This is a genomic window from Sphingobium sp. TA15, from assembly GCF_037101235.1.
Lineage (GTDB): Bacteria > Pseudomonadota > Alphaproteobacteria > Sphingomonadales > Sphingomonadaceae > Sphingobium > Sphingobium indicum.
Genome location: NZ_AP025355.1, coordinates 761923 through 780506, shown reverse-complemented (window position 1 = coordinate 780506; position 18584 = coordinate 761923). Strand labels below are relative to the sequence as shown.

At 65.6% G+C, this 18584-nt stretch carries 16 protein-coding genes; 2 read left to right on the top strand and 14 right to left on the bottom strand.

Annotated elements, in window-relative coordinates:
* Nucleotides 1–31 precede the first annotated feature (31 nt).
* The 11 genes from pnp to rimP all read right to left on the bottom strand — a co-directional run bounded on the left by pnp (nucleotide 32) and on the right by rimP (nucleotide 11916).
* Nucleotides 32–2347, bottom strand: coding sequence for a polyribonucleotide nucleotidyltransferase (gene pnp, locus Sj15T_RS03920; RefSeq protein ID WP_013039964.1), 2316 nt, complete (start codon nucleotides 2345–2347; stop codon nucleotides 32–34).
* A gap of 258 nt (nucleotides 2348–2605) precedes the next feature.
* Nucleotides 2606–2875 carry a 30S ribosomal protein S15 gene (rpsO, locus tag Sj15T_RS03915; RefSeq protein WP_007689051.1) on the bottom strand — a complete coding sequence of 90 codons (270 nt, stop codon included), beginning with the start codon at nucleotides 2873–2875 and terminating at the stop codon, nucleotides 2606–2608.
* A 19-nt stretch (nucleotides 2876–2894) separates the two neighbouring features.
* Nucleotides 2895–3815 carry a tRNA pseudouridine(55) synthase TruB gene (gene truB / locus Sj15T_RS03910; protein ID WP_013039963.1) on the bottom strand — a complete coding sequence of 307 codons (921 nt, stop codon included), beginning with the start codon at nucleotides 3813–3815 and terminating at the stop codon, nucleotides 2895–2897.
* A 69-nt stretch (nucleotides 3816–3884) separates the two neighbouring features.
* Nucleotides 3885–4466, bottom strand: a complete 582-nt coding sequence (locus Sj15T_RS03905; RefSeq protein ID WP_013039962.1) for a thymidine kinase — start codon at nucleotides 4464–4466, stop codon at nucleotides 3885–3887.
* A complete protein-coding gene (locus Sj15T_RS03900; RefSeq protein WP_013039961.1) occupies nucleotides 4466–5359 on the bottom strand; it encodes an alpha/beta hydrolase in 894 nt (297 codons plus the stop codon). Before Sj15T_RS03900 ends, Sj15T_RS03905 begins: the two co-directional genes overlap by 1 nt.
* Before the next feature lie 168 nt (nucleotides 5360–5527).
* Complete coding sequence (gene rbfA, locus Sj15T_RS03895) at nucleotides 5528–5929, bottom strand: 30S ribosome-binding factor RbfA (RefSeq protein ID WP_007689043.1); 402 nt, start codon at nucleotides 5927–5929, stop codon at nucleotides 5528–5530.
* 123 nt (nucleotides 5930–6052) lie between these two features.
* Nucleotides 6053–8641, bottom strand: coding sequence for a translation initiation factor IF-2 (gene infB, locus Sj15T_RS03890; RefSeq protein WP_013039960.1), 2589 nt, complete (start codon nucleotides 8639–8641; stop codon nucleotides 6053–6055).
* 70 nt (nucleotides 8642–8711) lie between these two features.
* Complete coding sequence (locus Sj15T_RS03885) at nucleotides 8712–9368, bottom strand: DUF448 domain-containing protein (protein WP_013039959.1); 657 nt, start codon at nucleotides 9366–9368, stop codon at nucleotides 8712–8714.
* Between the two features lie 198 nt (nucleotides 9369–9566).
* Nucleotides 9567–9800 carry a 4-oxalocrotonate tautomerase family protein gene (locus Sj15T_RS03880; protein WP_013039958.1) on the bottom strand — a complete coding sequence of 78 codons (234 nt, stop codon included), beginning with the start codon at nucleotides 9798–9800 and terminating at the stop codon, nucleotides 9567–9569.
* 6 nt (nucleotides 9801–9806) lie between these two features.
* Nucleotides 9807–11378, bottom strand: coding sequence for a transcription termination factor NusA (gene nusA / locus Sj15T_RS03875; RefSeq protein ID WP_007689036.1), 1572 nt, complete (start codon nucleotides 11376–11378; stop codon nucleotides 9807–9809).
* A 13-nt stretch (nucleotides 11379–11391) separates the two neighbouring features.
* Nucleotides 11392–11916: a ribosome maturation protein RimP gene (rimP, locus tag Sj15T_RS03870; RefSeq protein ID WP_041385855.1), complete on the bottom strand. Its 525-nt coding sequence runs from the start codon at nucleotides 11914–11916 to the stop codon at nucleotides 11392–11394.
* Nucleotides 11917–12083: 167 nt separating this feature from the next.
* On the opposite strand from rimP, the gene Sj15T_RS03865 reads away from it, so the two are divergent.
* Nucleotides 12084–13229 (top strand): PQQ-dependent sugar dehydrogenase, encoded by a 1146-nt coding sequence (locus Sj15T_RS03865; RefSeq protein ID WP_013039956.1) that lies wholly within the window; start codon nucleotides 12084–12086, stop codon nucleotides 13227–13229.
* Between the two features lie 141 nt (nucleotides 13230–13370).
* On the opposite strand, the gene Sj15T_RS03860 is transcribed toward Sj15T_RS03865, so the two are convergent.
* The 3 genes from Sj15T_RS03860 to tpiA all read right to left on the bottom strand — a co-directional run bounded on the left by Sj15T_RS03860 (nucleotide 13371) and on the right by tpiA (nucleotide 16440).
* Nucleotides 13371–15005, bottom strand: coding sequence for a CTP synthase (locus Sj15T_RS03860; protein WP_013039955.1), 1635 nt, complete (start codon nucleotides 15003–15005; stop codon nucleotides 13371–13373).
* Between the two features lie 91 nt (nucleotides 15006–15096).
* Nucleotides 15097–15474, bottom strand: coding sequence for a preprotein translocase subunit SecG (gene secG, locus Sj15T_RS03855; RefSeq protein ID WP_007689028.1), 378 nt, complete (start codon nucleotides 15472–15474; stop codon nucleotides 15097–15099).
* Nucleotides 15475–15699: 225 nt separating this feature from the next.
* The gene (tpiA, locus tag Sj15T_RS03850) at nucleotides 15700–16440 is read right to left on the bottom strand and encodes a triose-phosphate isomerase (protein WP_013039954.1); all 741 of its coding nucleotides are present in this window, start codon (nucleotides 16438–16440) and stop codon (nucleotides 15700–15702) included.
* Nucleotides 16441–16633: 193 nt separating this feature from the next.
* Between tpiA and Sj15T_RS03845 the strand changes: the two genes are divergently transcribed.
* Nucleotides 16634–18583, top strand: a complete 1950-nt coding sequence (locus Sj15T_RS03845; protein WP_013039953.1) for a peptidylprolyl isomerase — start codon at nucleotides 16634–16636, stop codon at nucleotides 18581–18583.
* Nucleotide 18584 lies beyond the last annotated feature (1 nt).

Sequence of the window (18584 nt, the reverse complement as noted above, 5' to 3'; positions counted from 1 at the left end):
CTTCCTTTTTTCTGAACATGATGGACCAGGATCAATCCTGGGTCAGGAAATCCGGCAGGCCGGCGCTGGAGCCGTCATCGTCGCCCTTGCCTTCGCCCCGGGGACCGCGGTCGCGGCGCGGGCCGCGATCGCCCCCGCGTCCGCCGCGGTCGCCCCCACGGTCGCGGCGATTGCGGTCGCCACGGCCGCCTTCGCGGTCGCCGCCCCGATCCCCTCTGGGTTCGCGGGGCGGACGGGTGTCTTCCAGTTCCTCGCCGGTTTCCTGGTCGACCACGCGCATCGACAGGCGAACCTTGCCGCGCGGGTCGATTTCGAGAACCTTGACCTTCACTTCCTGGCCTTCCGACACGACGTCGGTCGGCTTTTCCACGCGCTCATTCTTCATTTCGGAGACGTGGACGAGGCCGTCCTTGCCGCCCATGAAGTTCACGAACGCGCCGAAGTCGACGATGTTGACGACCTTGCCGGTGTAGATCTTGCCGACTTCCGCTTCCTCGACGATGCCGAGGATCCACTTCTTGGCGGCTTCGATCTGGTTGATGTCGGACGAGCTGATCTTGATGATGCCCTCGTCGTCGATGTCGACCTTCGCGCCGGTTTCCGCGACGATCTCGCGGATGACCTTGCCGCCGGTGCCGATGACGTCGCGGATCTTCGACTTGTCGATCTGGATCGTCTCGATGCGCGGAGCGTGCGCGCTCAGTTCGGTGCGGGTCGAGGACAGGGCCTTGCTCATCTCGCCCAGGATGTGGGCGCGGCCTTCCTTCGCCTGGCGCAGCGCGACTTCGAAGATTTCCTGCGTGATGCCGGCAACCTTGATGTCCATCTGCATGGTGGTGATGCCCGCTTCCGTGCCCGCCACCTTGAAGTCCATGTCGCCGAGGTGATCCTCATCGCCCAGGATGTCGCTGATGACCGCGAACTCCTTGCCTTCCAGGATCAGGCCCATGGCGATGCCGGAGACGGGACGCTTCAGCGGAACGCCGGCATCCATCATCGAGAGCGAACCGCCGCAGACCGTCGCCATCGAGGACGATCCGTTGGACTCGGTGATGTCGCTGAGGACGCGGATCGTGTAGGGGAATTCCTCCTTGCTGGGCAGCACGGGGTGCAGGGCGCGCCATGCGAGCTTGCCATGGCCGACTTCGCGACGGCCCGGCGCGCCGAAGCGACCCACTTCGCCGACCGAATAGGGCGGGAAGTTATAGTGCAGCATGAAGCTTTCATAGTGGAGGCCGGTCAGGCCGTCGATCATCTGCTCGGCGTCCTTGGTGCCAAGCGTGGTGGTGCAGATCGCCTGCGTTTCGCCGCGGGTGAACAGCGCCGAACCATGGGTGCGCGGCAGGAAGCCTACCATCGCCTCGATCGGACGGATCTGCGTGGTGGTGCGGCCGTCGATGCGCTTGCCTTCCTTGAGGATGGCGGTGCGGACGATCTCCGCCTCCAGCTTCTTGGTCAGCTTGATGCCGGCCATGACGCTCTGGGCGTCCAGGCCCTCTTCCGCGAAAAAGGCCTTGGCCTTGTCGCGGGCGGCGTTGATCGCGCTCGAACGGGCGGACTTGTCGGTCAGCTTGTAGGCGGCCGCGATGTCCTTGCCGATCAGCTTCTTGAGCTTCTTCTTGAGGTCGTCGAGATTGTCGCCCTTGGCGACGTCCCACGGATCCTTCGCGGCCTTTTCGGCGAGGTCGATGATCGCGTTGACGACCTTCTTCGACGCTTCATGGGCGAAGAGGACGGCGCCGAGCATCACGTCTTCCGAAAGCTCCTTGGCTTCGGATTCGACCATCATCACCGCATTGCCGGTGGCGGCGACGACCAGGTCGAGTTCGCCGGTCTTCACTTCGTCCAGCGAGGGGTTGAGCTGATATTCGCCATCCTTGTAGCCGACGCGGGCGGCGCCGATCGGACCCAGGAAGGGCACGCCCGACAGGGTCAGCGCGGCCGAGGCGGCGATCATCGCCACGATGTCGGGCTCGCTTTCCCCGTCGAAGCTCAGAACCTGAGCGATGACGTTGATTTCATTATAGAAACCTTCGGGGAAGAGCGGGCGGACCGGGCGGTCGATCAGGCGGGAAACCAGCGTTTCCTTTTCCGTCGCGCCGCGCTCGCGCTTGAAGAAGCCGCCCGGAATGCGACCGGCGGCCGAATATTTTTCCTGATAATGGACGGTCAGCGGGAAGAAGTCCTGTCCTTCCTTCACCGACTTGGCGGCGGTCACGGCGCAGAGCACCACGGTTTCGCCATAGGTCGCCAGCACGGCGGCGTCGGCCTGACGCGCAATGCGGCCGGTTTCGAGCGTGAGGGTCTTGCCGCCCAGCTCGATTGATACCTTCTTTACATCGAACATTGGTTTTTTCCTTCGCCCGCCTGGCCCTATTGCCGGGCGGGGCCTGTCTGCGCGCTATCCGGCGCGCGGCGGTTTGGGGTAATGATCAACCCCTTTGACCGGACGATCGCACCGGATTGCGCGACCATCCATTTTAACGTGCTCCGGCGAAAGCCGGAGCCCAGGGTTCCAAACACAGCGCCCGGAACCCTGGATGCCCGCCTGCGCGGGGATGACCCAAACGTAATCGGCCCGCCGAAGCGGGCCGAACTTATTGGGTCACTTGCGCAGGCCCAGCTTGGCGATGAGGTCGGTGTAGCGCGCCCCATCCTTCTTCTTCAGATAATCCAGCAGCGAACGGCGCTTGTTGACCAGCATCAGCAGGCCGCGACGGCTGTGGTTATCCTTGTGATGACCCTTGAAATGCTCGGTCAGGTTGGCGATGCGCTCCGAGAGGATCGCAACCTGGACTTCCGGCGAACCTGTGTCGCCCTCGGCACGGGCATGTTCCTTGATCAGCGCTTCCTTGCGCTCGGCAGTAATCGACATCGGCTTCCTTTCGTAACATCTAGAGATTGAAGCCGCGCACCACCCTGATTTCCCTAAGGGTTTCTGGGCCACTGGACTCCACCAGCGCGACGGGCGTTGCGCCCTCCATCGCCAGCATGAGACCGGTATGCGGTTTCCCCACAAGCACCTTCCCCTGTCGGAGAGCCAGCGCTTCATCGGGAGAGACTGCGAGAGCCGGGATGTCGTCCAGCCCTGCGGTCAACGGCAGCATAAGCTGCGCGATGCCGCCGCCCCTAGCAGCTTCGTCCAATTTGTCCAGCGAAATCGCGGATTCCAGGGTGAAGGGGCCTGCCTTGACGCGGCGGAGCATGGTGACATGGCCGACCGTGCCGAGCGCCAGCGCGATGTCGCGGGCGAGGGAGCGGATATAGGTGCCCTTGGAGACATGGGCGCGGAGGGTGACGGAGGCGAGCCCCCTTGTCCCGATCTCTGGCCCTTCCGCCTCTTGTCCCTTGATGACGAGAGCGTGGACGGTGACGGCGCGGGTCTTCATCTCCACATCCTCCCCCTTGCGGGCGAGGTCGTAGGCGCGCCGGCCGTCGATCAGGATGGCGCTGTAGGCGGGGGGCGCCTGTTCGATGGGGCCGGTGAAGCGGGGCAATATCGCCTCCACCTCCGCCAGCGTCGGGCGATGGTCGCTGGCGGCGATTTCCCGGCCCTCCAGGTCCAGCGTGTCGGTCTGGACGCCGAAACGGACGGTGAAATCATAGATTTTGTCGCTGTCGAGCATTCGCCCGGCGAGCTTGGTCGCCTCCCCGACCGCGATGGGCAGCACGCCGGTCGCCAGCGGATCGAGCGTGCCGCCATGGCCGACCTTCCACTTGCCCGCGCCGCTGACGCGCAGGGCGCGCTTTACCGCGCTGACGGCCTGCGTCGAGCCAAGGCCATGGGGTTTATCGAGGATGATCCAGCCGTGCATGGCGGCGCGCTCTAGCCCTCCTGTCCCCGGTTGTCAGCCCTTCCTGGACGGTTACGGCATTTGCGGTGGTCAGCGAGCGGAGCGCTTTTCCACGAAATGGCGGCGGCACAGCGCGACATAGCGGTCGTTTCCGCCGATTTCGGTCTGTTCGCCTTCGCGGATGGGCCGCCCTTCCCCATCCACGCGCAGGTTCATGGTCGCCTTCCGCCCGCATTCGCAGATCGTCTTGATCTCCGTCAGCGTGTCGGCCAGGCCGAGCAGCGCGGCGCTGCCTTCGAACAATTGCCCCTGGAAATCGGTGCGGATGCCGTAGCAGAGAACGGGGATGGCCAGCCGGTCGGCCACCGCCGCAAGCTGCCAGACCTGGGCCGCGTTCAGGAACTGCGCTTCGTCGACCAGCACGCAGGACAGGGGCCTCCGGGCATGCTGGGCGGAGATGGGCGCGAACAGGTCGGTCGCGGCGTCGAACAGATGCGCCTTCGCCTCCAGCCCGATGCGCGAGACGATCAGGCCCCGTTCGTAGCGGTCGTCTATCGCGGCGGTCCACAACATGGTTTCCATGCCGCGCTCGCGATAGTTGAAGCTGGATTGCAGCAGGGTCGTCGATTTGCCCGCGTTCATCGAGCTATAGTAGAAATAGAGCTTGGCCATCAGCGGGCCATCGGCGCGATCTGCTTGAGGAAGCGGACGAGCGCGTCGGCCAGGGCGATGCGCTTGTCCGAGAAGCTGTGGTCGGTCGGCCAGACCATCAGCCGCGTGTCGGGATTGGCGGATTGCGCGTCGGCGGTGACCTTGCGCGCCATGGCGCCAATGCCGCGTTCCGCCCCGATGATGACGAGCGGACGGCGGCCATAGCCCACCAGCTTGCGGCCGAGGTCGAATTTTTCCGTGTCGGCGCGGATTTCCGTGGTCAGGCTGTCATAGGTGGCGCCGTGCAGGGGCGGCAGGTCGCTGGCGACTTCGGCTTTCCAGGCGGCCTCGCCCTCCGGGGTGGAGAGCGCGGCGGCGGTTTCGGACGGATCCCAGGGGTCGATCAGGAAGAGGCCCGCGACATGGGGTTCGGCGGCGGCGACATCGGCGGCCATGAAGCCGCCCATGCTGTGGCCCGCGACGACGATGGCGCTGGTATCAATGCGGTATCGGGCGACGGTGGCGGATTGCTGAAGATATTGCAGGGCGTTCCAGGCGTCTTCGGAGGCGTGGGTGAAGGAGAAGCTGCCGGGGCTGCCCCAACTGCCGCGATAATGGAGGGTGAGGACATTCCATCCGGCGCGGCGGGCGGCCTGGGCAAGGTCCAGATTCTGCTCGTTGCCGGGGAAGCCGTGGAGGAGGAGCAGCGTCGGGTGCAGGCCGGAACCGGCGGCGGTGTAGAGGACCGCGTTGAGCGCGCCGTCTTCGGAGGGGATGGTGAAGGCGCTCATGCCGGCGGGATAGGCGGCGTCGGGCGCGGGGTCGCTGGTGACGGCGGGGTGGATCGGCGCTTCCTTGGCGGCGGCGGGTATGGCCAGCGTCAGCGCGACTGCCAATATGCCGATCTTTTTCATGCGCCTCAGCCCCTTTTGCTCCTGCCGGAGAGACGCTGTTAGCGGGGCTGCGCCGTCACGTCGACGGTGGAAAAAGACTTTCGATCAAGCGCAATGTGCTCCTGCGAAGGCAGGGGCCCAGTTCTGCCGCCTGGACTAGGCTCCTGCATTCGCAGGAGCACGTCGCGCTTAATCGTCCTCGATTTCCGGCTGCTCCAGGTCGCGGGCGACCTTTGGATCGCGGAGCAGCTTGTCGATATGGCTGCCCTCGTCGAAGCTCTCGTCAGCCAGGAATTTGAGCTTCGCCGCATATTTGAGGCGAATGCGGGTCGCGACCTCCCGCTGGAGAAAGGCGGTGTTGGTGCGCAGCGCCTTCAGCACGGCGGCCTCGTCCTGGCCGAGCAGCGACTTGATGAAGACGGTCGCGTGGCGCAGGTCGGGGGACATGCGGACTTCGGTGACGCTGACCACATGGCTGGCGAGGACATCGTCATGCACGTCGCCGCGCTGGAGGATGTCGGACAGGACATGGCGCACCTGTTCGCCCACGCGGAGGAGCCGGACGGAGGGGCCTTCATTGGGAGCGGGCATTATATCCTCCCCTCCCGCAAGCGGGAGGGGCCGGGGGTGGGCTCTCCCCATCGGCCATTGCAGTTCAGGAGAGGGCGAGCCCACCCCCCAGCCCCCTCCCGCCTGCGGGAGGGGGAACATGGATCACAGCGTCCGCGCGCGTTCCTCGACCTCGAACAGTTCCAGCGTGTCGCCGGGCTTGATGTCGTTAGTGTCCTGGAGCACCGCGCCGCATTCCATGCCTGCCCGGACTTCGGACACATCGTCCTTGAAGCGGCGCAGCGAGGCGATGTGGGTGCGCGACACGATGACATCCTCGCGGGTGAGGCGCGCTGCCAGACCCTTGCGGATGATGCCCTCGAGGACGAGCAGGCCCGCCGCCTTGTCCTTCTTGCCCGCCGGGAAGACCTGAAGCACCTCGGCCCGGCCGACGATGGTTTCGATGCGTTCCGGCGCCAACTGGCCGGCCATTTCGCCGCGAACTTCCTCAAGCAGGTCGTAGATCACGTCATAATAGCGCAGCGAGATCTTCTCGCGCTCCGCCAACTGGCGCGCCTTGGCATTGGGGCGCACGTTGAAGCCGATCAGCGGGGCGCGGCTGGCGGCCGCCAGCGTGACGTCGCTTTCAGTGATCGCGCCGACGCCCGAATGCAGGATGCGGACCTTGATCTCGTCGGTCGAGATGCGGTTGAGCGAAGACACGATGGCCTCCACCGAACCCTGCACGTCGCCCTTCACCACCACCGGATATTCGATGACCTTGGTGTTCAGCGCCGAGAACATATGTTCAAAGCTGGTCGGGGCGGCCGTGGTGCGCTTCTTGGTCGCCTGTTCCTGGCGATAGGCGGCGACTTCGCGGGCGCGGGCCTCGTTCTCGACGACGGTGAGCTGGTCGCCCGCCATCGGCACCCCGGACAGGCCCAGAACCTCGACCGGGGTCGAGGGACCGGCGGTCTTCACATTCTGGCCCTTGTCGTTGATCATTGCGCGGACCTTGCCGCTTTCCGACCCGATGACGAAGGTGTCGCCGATCTTGAGCGTGCCCTTGCGCACCAGCACGGTGGCGACCGCGCCGCGGCCCTTGTCGAGCTGCGCCTCGACCACATTGCCTTCGGCGGCGCGGTCGGGATTGGCGGTCAGTTCGAGCAGTTCGGCCTGGAGCATGATCTTGTCGAGCAGATCGTCGAGGCCCGTCCGCTTGAGCGCGGAAACCTCCACGTCCTGCGTTTCGCCGCCCATATCCTCGACCACGATCTCATGTTCGAGCAGGCGTTCGCGGATACGCTGGGGATTGGCTTCGGGCTTGTCGACCTTGTTGATCGCGACGATCATCGGCACGCCGGCGGCCTTGGTGTGGTTGATGGCCTCGATGGTCTGGGGCATCAGCCCGTCGTCCGCCGCCACCACCAGGATGACGATGTCGGTGACGTTGGCGCCGCGCGCGCGCATTTCCGAAAAGGCCTCGTGCCCCGGCGTGTCGAGGAAGGTGATGGTGTCGCCGCCCTTCGTCTTCACCTGATAAGCGCCGATATGCTGGGTGATGCCGCCGCTTTCGCCCGACACGACGTTGGTGCCGCGCAGCGCGTCGAGCAACGACGTCTTGCCATGGTCGACATGGCCCATGATGGTCACGACCGGCGGACGGGCTTTAAGCGTTTCGGGCGCGTCGACCTCACCCTCCATGCCGATTTCGACGTCGGCGTCGGACACGCGCTGGATACGGTGGCCGAATTCCTCGACCAGCAGTTCCGCCGTATCCTGGTCGATCGGCTGGTTGAGCGTGACGGCGGTGCCCATCTTGAACAGGGCCTTCACCAGGTCCGCGCCCTTTTCCGCCATCCGGTTGGCCAGTTCCTGGACGGTGATGCTTTCAGGCACGACCACGTCGCGCGTCTGCTTCTCGCGCTGCTGGGCGCCGCCGGAATAATGGGCGCGACGTTCCTTCTCGCGGGCGCGCTTCAGCGCGGCGAGGCTGCGGGCGCGGGCGCTGTCGTCATCCGCAAGGGCGCGGGTGACGGTGAGCTTGCCGGCCTGGCGGCGATTGTCGTCGCCGCGCTTGGCGCGGTCGGGCTTGGCCGGTTCGGGGCGCTTGACCGGCGCGACCGGCGTGAAGCGGCGCGGCGGCGGCATGGCGGTCGAGGCGGCGGACTTCGGCTCGGCGGCGGAGGGCGCGGCGTCGACCGGAACATCGGCGGCGGTCGCCTCGGATTCCTCGACAGGCGCCCTGGCGGCTTCCTCGGCCGGCCCGGTCTCGACTTCGGGCTGACGTGTGGTTTCGACCTCGGCCACTTCGGTAGCCTGGCGGTTTTCCTCGGCGCGGCGCTTTTCCTCCTCGCTCGCGGCAAGGCGCTGGGCGTCTTCGCGGCGGCGCGCTTCCTCCAGCGCGGACATGCGGGCTTCCTCGGCCTCGCGCAGCAGCTTCGCCTGCAATTCCTGACGCGACATCAGGCTTTGCGGCGGCGCCGGACGGGCGGGGGCCGGCTGCGGCGCGCGGGCCTGCGGCGGCTGCGTCGAAGGCGCGGCAGCAACGGGCGTGGGATCGGCCTGAGGTTCAGGCGCAGCGTGGCCGGCTTCGCCCGGCTTGCCCAGGATGCGGCGCCGCTTCACCTCGACCACGACCGTATTCTTGCGGCCATGGCTGAACTGCTGCTGCACCTGACCGGACTCGACCGTGCGCTTGATCCCCAGCGGCTTGCGGCCCAGAACCGGCTTGTCTTCCTTGCTGTCACTCATACGACTGAACTATACCCTTCACATCAACCCGACCGGCAAGGCCCGTCGGCGCCTTCATTCCAATGCTACCTCAGGCGCCCAGTGCCCCTGCGGAGTCACGCTCCCCATGCACCGGCGCTCCGTTAGCGCAACCCAGATAGCTTTCCAAGCGGCCTATGGCGCCGCGCAGACGTGACGCCGCACGCGAGTCGGTCACCGCGATATGGACGACATTGTCCCGCCCCATTGCCATAGATAGGGCGTGTCGGTCCACAGGCAAGACGATGCCCGCCAAATCCGTGCCCTCGGCCTCCTGTCCGACGCGGAGCGCCTGGTCCAGCTTGCGGTTGCCGTCGGCGGCCGCGTCGGCGGCGTGGAGCAGCAGCGTGACGTCGCCCTTGCGGCAGGCGACATCGATCTTTTCGGAGCCGGTCAGGACCATGGACGCCTTCGCCTCCAGACCCAGGCGGTCGAGCAATGCCTTGCGCAGGCCGTCCTCTATGAGGGCGGGCAGCGTGTCGGGAATGTGCAGGTCGCCGGTCTTGAAGGCGCGGGCGAGCGCGCCCTTGAGCTTGCCCTTTGTCAGCGCCTGTTCAAGTTCGGCGCGGGTGACGCCGATCCAGGCGCCGCGGCCGGGGGCCTTGGCGCGGATGTCGGGCAGGATTTCGCCGTTCGGGCCGCAGGCGAGGCGCACCAGCATTTCCGGGTCGGCGCGGTCGCCGGACAGGATGCATTTGCGTTCGGTCATGCTTTTTCTCCCCTCCCTTCCAGGGAGGGGTTGGGAGTGGGTCGCGCGTAGCGCGCATCCGCCCTAGCCCAATCGCCGTTGCTGGCGATTGCTGATGCAATCGCACCCACCCTTGATCGGAGGCACGTGACTCCGATCAACCCCTCCCTGGAAGGGAGGGGAGTTGGTAGGGTAGCGCTATGGGGCGAGCTTAACCTCTCATCGGGAAGTGACCGCGGCATGGGCGTCCTCCCCTGCTTTGGGCGCGTCGCGGTCGGCAATGAGTTGGCCGCCTGCGCCGTAATTTTCCGTCGAAATCTCGGAAATCACCACCTGAACGGCGGCAGGCGACTTCCCCAGCCGCTCGACAAGCGACCAGGTGACGTCGGCGACGATGGCCGCCTTCTGCTCGCGGGTGGCGTTTCCGGCCAGACGGATGTCTACGAAGGGCATCTGCGCTTACGCTTCCTCGCCTTCGAACCAGTGGGCGCGGGCGGCCATGATGATCTCATTGCCCTGTTCCTCGGTGAGGCCATATTCGGCCAATATGCCGCCCTTGTCCTCTTCCTTGTTCTCGCGGCGGCGGCGCTGGTCGACGCGCTTCTTCGCGACCAGTTCGTCGGTGGCGAGGTCGGCCAGATCGTCCAGCGTCTTGATGCCCGCCTTGCCCAGCGTCACCAGCATGGCTTCGGTGAGGTGCGGCATGTCGGCCAGCGCGTCCTCGACGCCGAGCGCCTGACGCTCTTCGCGGGCGGCGGCTTCGCGGCGGTCCAGCGCTTCCTGGGCGCGGCTCTGCAATTCGGCGGCCAGGTCTTCGTCGAAGCCCTCGATCGCGGCCAGTTCCTCGACGCCGACATAGGCGACTTCTTCCAGTTCGCCGAAGCCCTCTGCCACCAGAAGCTGCGAAAGGGTTTCGTCCACGTCCAGTTCGTTCTGGAACATTTCGGAGCGGGCGACGAATTCCTTCTGGCGCTTTTCGGACGCATCGGCCTCGGTCATGATGTCGATGGCCTTGCCGGTGAGCTGGCTGGCCAGGCGGACATTCTGGCCGCGGCGGCCGATGGCGAGCGAAAGCTGATCGTCGGGAACGACGACTTCGATGCGTTCTTCTTCCTCATCGATGACGACGCGGGCGACCTGCGCGGGCTGGAGCGCGTTGACGACGAAGGTGGCGGTGTCTTCCGACCAGGGGATGATGTCGATCTTCTCGCCCTGCATTTCCTGCACGACGGCCTGCACGCGGCTGCCCTTCATGCCGACGCAGGCGCCGACCGGGTCGATGCTGGAATCGCGGCTGATGACGCCGATCTTGGCGCGGCTTCCCGGATCGCGGGCGGCGGCCTTGATCTCGATCACGCCGTCGTAGATTTCGGGCACTTCCTGCGCAAACAGCTTCTTCATGAATTCGGGGTGGGCGCGGCTGAGGAAAATCTGCGGACCCCGGTTTTCGCGGCGCACGTTCAGGATCACCGAGCGGATGCGGTCGCCGACGCGGACGACTTCGCGGGGGATCTGCTGGTCGCGGCGGATGACGCCCTCGGCGCGGCCGAGATTCACCACGACATGGCCGAATTCGACCGACTTGACGACGCCGGTGATGATCTCACCCACGCGGTCCTTGAATTCCTCATGCTGGCGCTCGCGCTCGGCGTCGCGGACCTTCTGGAAGATCACCTGCTTGGCCGACTGGGCGTCGATGCGGCCCAGGTCGATGGGGGGCAGCGGGTCGACGATGAAGTCGCCGATCACGGCGTCCTTCTTCAGCTTCTGCGCCTGGCGCAGGTCGACCTGCTTGAAATAATCGTCCACGACCTCGACCACTTCGACCACGCGCCACAAGCGCAGATCGCCGGTTTCCGGGTCCAGCTTGGCACGGATGTCGTTTTCCGCGCCGTAGCGGGCGCGGGCGGCGCGCTGGATCGCGTCTTCCATCGCCTCTATGACGATGGCCTTGTCGATCATCTTTTCGCTGGCCACCGAATTGGCGATGGCGAGCAACTCGGCCTTGTTGGCGGAAATGGCGTTGGCCATGATCGTTAAACCCTTACTCTTCGGTTTCGAACTCGTCCGCCCCATCGGAGGAGAGCGGCATACTAGCAGCAATCAGCGCGTCGGTCAGTATCAGCTTGGCGTCGCCCACCAGCGCGAAGGGGATGGCGACGTCGCCCGCCTTGGCGTCGGCGAACAAAATGTCCTCGCCCTCCACGCCCTTCAGCACGCCCCGGAAGCTCTTGCGGCCGGAGACGGTTTCGGTGGCGGCGATCTTCGCCTCATGCCCAGCCCATTCGAGGAAATCGGTAAGGCGGGTCAGCGGGCGGTCGATGCCCGGCGAACTGACCTCCAGACGATAGGCCTCCTCGATCGGGTCGGCTTCGTCCAGCACGTCGGAGAGGCGGCGGGAGATGGCGGCGCAATCCTCTATGACGAGTTGCTTCGTTTCCGGGCGCTCCGCCATGATCTGAAGCGTATATTCGTCACCCGACCCGAACAGCTTGATGCGCACGAGGTCGAAGCCCAGGGCCTTCACCTCCGGTTCGATCAGGGCTGTCAGTTCGGCGATGTCCGCCATGAAGTCTCCACAAGCAAATATGCAGCTTCCCTGTTGCCGCAGGCGTTCCGCCCGCGACCCCGACATGTTTGACGATGTAAGGAAGCAAGCGCGATATAGGCAGAATGCCGCAAAGCTGCAACATTATTTGTCGCGGAACATTTCATCGTCCGACGAGGAGGAAAAAGATGCGCCATTTCGCCCTGACCGCCCTGCCCCTCACCCTCAGCATGACCCCGATCGCCTGTTCGGCGGACAATGCCGCAGGGCAGAATGCGGCGCCGGAAAAGCCGTTCAAGACGTCGGTGATCGCGGATTTCGAGTCTCCCTGGGCGATGACCTTCCTGCCGGACGGGCGGATGCTGGTGACGGAGAAGGCGGGCGAGATGATCCTGTTCGATCCGAAGAATGGGACGAAAATTCCCGTCGCGGGGATTCCGCCGGTGGACAGCGCAGGTCAGGGCGCGCTGATGGACGTAGTGCCAGCGCCCGGCTTTGCGAAGAATGGGACGGTTTATTTCAGCTTTTCCGAGGCGGGTCCGGGGGGCAAGGGCGTGGCGCTGGCCACCGGGCGTTTCGATCAGGCGAGCGACGGGACGACCAAGCTGGACGGGGTGAAGGTGATTTTCCGCGCCAGCCCCTATGTCGAGGGCAACGGCCATTATTCGGGGCGGATCGCCTTTTCGCCGGACGGGAAATATCTGTTCTTCACCAATGGCGAGCGGCAGAAATTCGATCCGGCGCAGGATCCGAAATCGACATTGGGCAAGGTGCTGCGGTTGAATCTGGATGGAAGCCCGGCGGCGGGCAATCCGCTGGCGGCGAAGGGATTTCATCCTGCGGTCTGGTCCTATGGGCATCGCAACCTGCTGGGGATCGCCTTCGACAAGGAGGGGCGGCTTTGGGAGCAGGAGATGGGGCCGAAGGGCGGGGATGAGGTCAATCTGATCAAGCCGGGGTTGAATTACGGCTATCCTCTCGCCTCCAACGGCAGCCATTATGATGGGCGGGACATTCCCGATCATAAGGCGGGCGACGGTTTCGAGGCGCCCAAAGTCTGGTGGAATCCGGTGATCTCGCCGGGCGGGCTTGTCTATTATTCGGGCGACCTGTTTCCGCAGTGGAAGGATTCGCTGTTCATCGGCGGGCTGTCGAGCGAGGCGCTGGTGCGGGTGAAGCTGGACGGGGAGAATGCCGCCAAGGCCGACCAGTGGGACATGGGCGCGCGTATCCGCGAGGTGGAGCAAGGTCCGGACGGGGCGCTCTGGCTGCTGGAGGATGGCGGGCAAGGGTCGCGGGGGCGGTTGTTGAAGTTGACGCCTGTCCAGGGATGATCCGTGTTCCTGCGAAGGCAGGAACCCAGTTCAGACGGTGCATTTCAACTTAGACGGCGGGACTGGGCTCCTGCTTTCGCAGGAGCACGATATCCATATTTCGGTGTAGGAGAAAACGGGGCCTTTGCGGCCCCGTTCCTCTTACACCAGCCGGCTCTGCTTGACCGCCGCTTCGATGAAGCTGGCGAAGAGCGGATGCGGGTCGAAGGGTTTGGACTTGAGTTCCGGATGGAACTGCACGCCGACGAACCAGGGGTGGTCGGGCCGCTCGACGATTTCCGGGAGCGTGCCGTCGGGGGACATGCCGGAGAAGATCAGGCCGCCCTTTTCCAGCGGTTCGCGATAGCCCGCGTTCACCTCATAGCGGTGGCGGTGCCGTTCGCTGATGTCGGTGGCGTCATAGATGCCCGCGACGACGCTGTTGCCGGTGAGCTTCGCCGGATAGGCGCCCAGGCGCATGGTGCCGCCAAGGTCGGTTTCGGCGGTGCGCTTCTGCAGGCCTTCCTTGCTCATCCATTCGGTGATGAGGCCGACGACCGGCTCGCTGGTTTCGCCGAATTCGGTGGTGGAGGCGTTGGCGATGCCCGCCGTGTTCCGCGCCCCCTCTATGCAGGCCATCTGCATGCCGAGGCAAATGCCGAAGAAGGGCACGTTGCGTTCGCGGGCGAATTTGACGGAGGCGATCTTCCCCTCCGACCCGCGCACGCCGAAGCCGCCGGGGACGAGGATGCCGTGCATCGGTTCCAGGCGGGCGGCGATGTCCGCGCCCTCTTCCTCGAACAGTTCGGCGTCCAGCCATTTGATGTTGACCTTCACCCGGTTGGCGAAGCCGCCATGGGTCAGCGCCTCATAGAGCGACTTGTAGGCATCGGGCAGGCCGACATATTTGCCGACGACGCCGATGGTGACTTCGCCCTCCGGATTCTGCTGGCGGTCCATGATGTCGTGCCAGCGGTCCAGCCTGGGCGCGGGGGCGTTTTCGATGCCGAAGGCGCGCAGCACTTCGTCGTCCAGCCCTTCGGCATGATATTGCGTCGGGACCGCGTAGATGCTGCTGGCGTCGAGCGCGGGGATGACCGCTTCGGGGCGGACGTTGCAGAAGAGGGCGATCTTGCGCCGCTCGCTTTCGGGCAGCGGATGTTCGCAGCGGCAGAGCAATATGTCGGGCTGGATGCCGAGCGAGGTCAGTTCGCGGACGCTGTGCTGGGTCGGCTTGGTCTTCAGCTCGCCCGCCGCCGCGATATAGGGGACCAGCGTCACATGGACGAAGATGGAGCGGTTGCGCCCCAGATCGTTATGCAACTGGCGGATCGCCTCCATGAAGGGGAGCGATTCGATGTCGCCCACCGTGCCGCCGATCTCGCACAGCACGAAATCGAGGTCGTCGGAGTCGGCGAGGGCGAAGGCCTTGATCTCGTCAGTGACGTGCGGGATCACCTGCACCGTCGCGCCCAGATAGTCGCCGCGCCGTTCCCGCTGGATGATGGTCTGATAGACCCGGCCCTGCGTCACATTGTCCGACTGCCGCGCCGAAACGCCGGTGAAGCGCTCATAATGGCCAAGATCGAGGTCGGTTTCCGCCCCGTCGTCGGTCACATAGACCTCGCCATGCTGATAGGGACTCATCGTGCCCGGATCGACGTTGAGATAGGGATCGAATTTCCGGATACGCACACGGAAACCTCGCGCCTGCAGCAGTGCTGCGAGCGAAGCGGCCATCAGGCCCTTGCCAAGCGAGGAGACCACGCCGCCGGTGATGAAAATATACCGCGCCATGGGAGTAGAGGCTTAGCCTTTTACAAACGAGTTGGGCAAGCGCGCGAATCATCGCGCGTGCGAAAAAAGATCGAAATGACCGTAAGGCGGCTTAGTTGGCGAGCGGAACCGCGCCGTTGGCGGCATTGCCGCTCGCCGCGCCAGCAGCGCCGGCCAGCGGATCGTTGCCGGTCGCCGGGGCCGGACCGGATGCCGGAGCGGCCGGCGCCTGCTTCACCAGCGAGGTGTCGATGTCGCTCGGCCGGTGCTGGATCGAGGCGATCACCGCGAGCACGACCGACAGCGTCACGAAGATGCCTGCGAGAACCGTGGTCGATCGGGTCAGGAAGTCCGCCGCGCCGCGCGCCGACATGAACCCCGCCGGGCTGCCGCCGACGCCCAGGCCGCCGCCTTCCGACTTCTGCATCAGGATGACGGTGACCAGCAGGGCAGCGACGATGGCCTGCACGACGAGGATGAAGGTGAACATGAGACGAATATCTGTCCGGTAAAGGGTGCGTTGACGCGCACATAGCGATGATGGCGCGCCGGGGCAACCGCCCCCTCCTCTCCCCTCCCGCAGGCGGGAGGGGTTGGAGGTGAGTGGGCGGCGGCATGCGGCGTTATCGCATGGTTGATGGCATGGAAGCTCGCTGCGCTCGCACCCACCCCTTCCCCCTCCCTTGAAAGGGAGGGGCTTATTTTTTTGTTGGGGTCAGGCCGCCGCCGCGATCACCGGGGCGAATTTCGCCGCCGTCAGGCTCGCGCCGCCGATCAGGCCGCCGTCGACATCGGCCAGCGCCAGAAGCTCCGCCGCATTGTCGCCGTTCATCGATCCGCCATAGAGGATTCGCATCTCGTCGGCATCCGGGCCGATCCGGCTCGCCAGCGCGGCGCGCAGGGCGGCGTGCATCGCGGCGACCGCTTCCATTGTGGGGATCCGGCCCGTGCCGATGGCCCAGATCGGTTCATAGGCGATGGCCAGCCAGTCGGACGCCGCGCCTTCCGGCAAGGAGGCGATCAGTTGCGCCGAAACCACCGCCTCCGCATCCCCCGCGTCGCGCACGTCCAGGCTTTCGCCCACGCAGAGGATGACCTTCAGCCCCGCAGCCTTGGCCGCCAGCGCCTTCGCCGCGATGTCCGCGTCGGTTTCGCCCTGGTCCTGCCGCCGCTCGCTATGGCCGACGATGGTCCAGCTTGCCCCGGCTTCGGCCAGCATGGCGGCGGAGAGGCAGCCGGTATGCGCGCCGCTTTCCTTCATATGGCAGTCCTGCGCGCCGATGAAGGCCGCGCCCTTCATGCCGTCCGCCGCCGAAATCAGCGTCGCGGGCAGGCACAGCCCGACTTCCGCCGCCGGATAGTCGCGCGCCAGCCCGCCAATGGCCTCCACCTCGCCCAATTGGGCGCGCAGGCCGTTCATCTTCCAGTTGCCGACAACCAGCTTCCGCCTGCTCATCGATCTTTCCCCTTATGCTTATTGCTGCACGGTCCCCTGCGGCGCGGCTCTCCAATCCGCGCGCCGGGTTGGCCGAGCCGATGAACGGCGTGCGGGCATTTGTCCAGCCTTGGCGCCCCACCGCCCCTTGCCCACGCGACGATCCGCCCTTAAAGCGGGCCGCCATCAAAGCCGCTTTTACGGACTTTCCTCCATGCTTTCAGTCTTTCGCCGTTTCATCCGCTCCAAATTGGGCGCCTTTGCGGCCCTGATCTTCCTGGGGATCATCGCGGCCGCCTTCATCATGGGGGACATCACGAGCGGCAATTTCGGATCGTCCATGGGCGGCGGCGAAACCGCGGCCAGGGCGGGCGGATCGCGCCTCACCATGACCGAATTGCAGGACCGGGTGCAGCGCGTGTTCGAAAATGCGCGCAGGTCCAATCCGGGATTGCAGATCGGCGACTTCCTGGCGCAGGGCGGCGCGGCGCAGGTCTATGACCAGCTTGTCGCGTCGATGACGCTGAAGGAATATGCGAGCGACCAGAAGGTCCATATCTCCAAGCGGCTGGTCGATGCCCAGATCGCGCAGATCCCCGCCTTCCAGGATGCGGCAGGCAATTTCAGCCAGGAAAATTTCCGGCAATTGCTGCTGCGCGAACGGATCACCGAACAGGCGCTGCGCGACGACATCAGCCGGGAGATATTGGAGCGCCAGATGCTCGCCCCCTTGGGACTCGGCGTGAAGCTGACCGACTCCATGGTGCTGCCCTATGCCTCGCTGCTGCTGGAGGCGCGGCAGGGCACCATCGCCGTCATTCCCGCCACCGCTTTCAAGGACATCGCCGACCCGACCGACGCGCAGCTTGACGACTTCTACAGGAAGAATGCGGCGCGCTACACCATTCCGGAACAGCGCCGCATCCGCTATGCCGTGATCGACGCCGAACGCTTCGCCCAGGCGGCGCAGCCGACCGATGCGGAAATCGCCAGCTATTACAACCAGAACAAGGCAGCCTATGCCGCGAAGGAGAGCCGCAGCTTCGAGCAGTTGATCCTGCCGACGCAGGCCGCCGCCAAGGCGATCGCGGACCAGGTGAAGGGCGGCAAGTCGCTCGCCGCGGCGGCGCAATCGGCCGGCCTCTCCGTCTCCGAACTGAAGGACCAGAGCCGGGAAGCGCTGGCCTCCGCCGCGTCCGCCGCCGTCGCCAATGCCGGTTTCGCCGCCAAGCAGGGCGAACTGGCGGGGCCGCTGCGCGGATCGCTGGGCTGGGTGCTGCTGCGCGTCACGGCGGTCAGGACGACCCCGGCCCGCGCCCTGGCGGCGGTGCGGGACGAGATCGTCGCCGCGCTGCGCGCGCAGAAGGAAAAGCGGCTGCTCAACGACTTCACCGGCAAGATAGAGGATCAGATCGCCAATGGCGGCAGCTTCGATGAAGTGGTGAAGGACAATGGCCTGAAGCTGGAGACCACGCCCTTCCTCGTCTCCTCCGGCAAGCAGGTGGAGGATGCCGCCTATCAGGTTCCGGCCGACGTGAAGCCGCTGCTCGCCCCCGTCTTCGGCATGAGCCAGGACGACGACGCGCAACTGGTTCCGATCGTGGCGGAGAAGCGCTATGCGCTGGCCGCGCCTGGCGACATCCAGGCCGCCGCGCCGCCGCCGCTCGCCAAGGTGAAGCCGCTGGTGGCGATGCAGTACAAGCTCGCCCAGGGCAATGAGAAGGCCAAGGCGCTGGCCGAGCAGATCCGCGCCAAGGTCGCCAAGGGCATGAAACTGGACGAGGCGGTCGCCTCCGCCGGCATCGCCCTGCCCAGGCCGCAAGTGGTGGGCGGCCGCCGCGCCGACATCATGCGCGACGGCCAGCGTCCGCCTGCCGAGGTGGCGATGCTGTTCACCATGGCGACCAACAGCGTGAAGACGCTGCCCGCCGGGCAGGATCGGGGCTATTTCGTGGTGCAGTTGAACGGCATCAAGCGCGGCGACGCGGGCAGCGACAAGGCGCTGGTCAACCAGGTTCGCGACCAGCTCAGCGAAGTGGTGGGCCAGGAATATGGCCAGCAGTTCGAGCGCGCCGTCGAAAAGGAACTGGGCGTCAAGCGCAGTCCCAATGCCGTGGCCTCCGTCCAGCGCGCGCTGGCCAGCGCCAATGGCGGCGGTCAGTAAG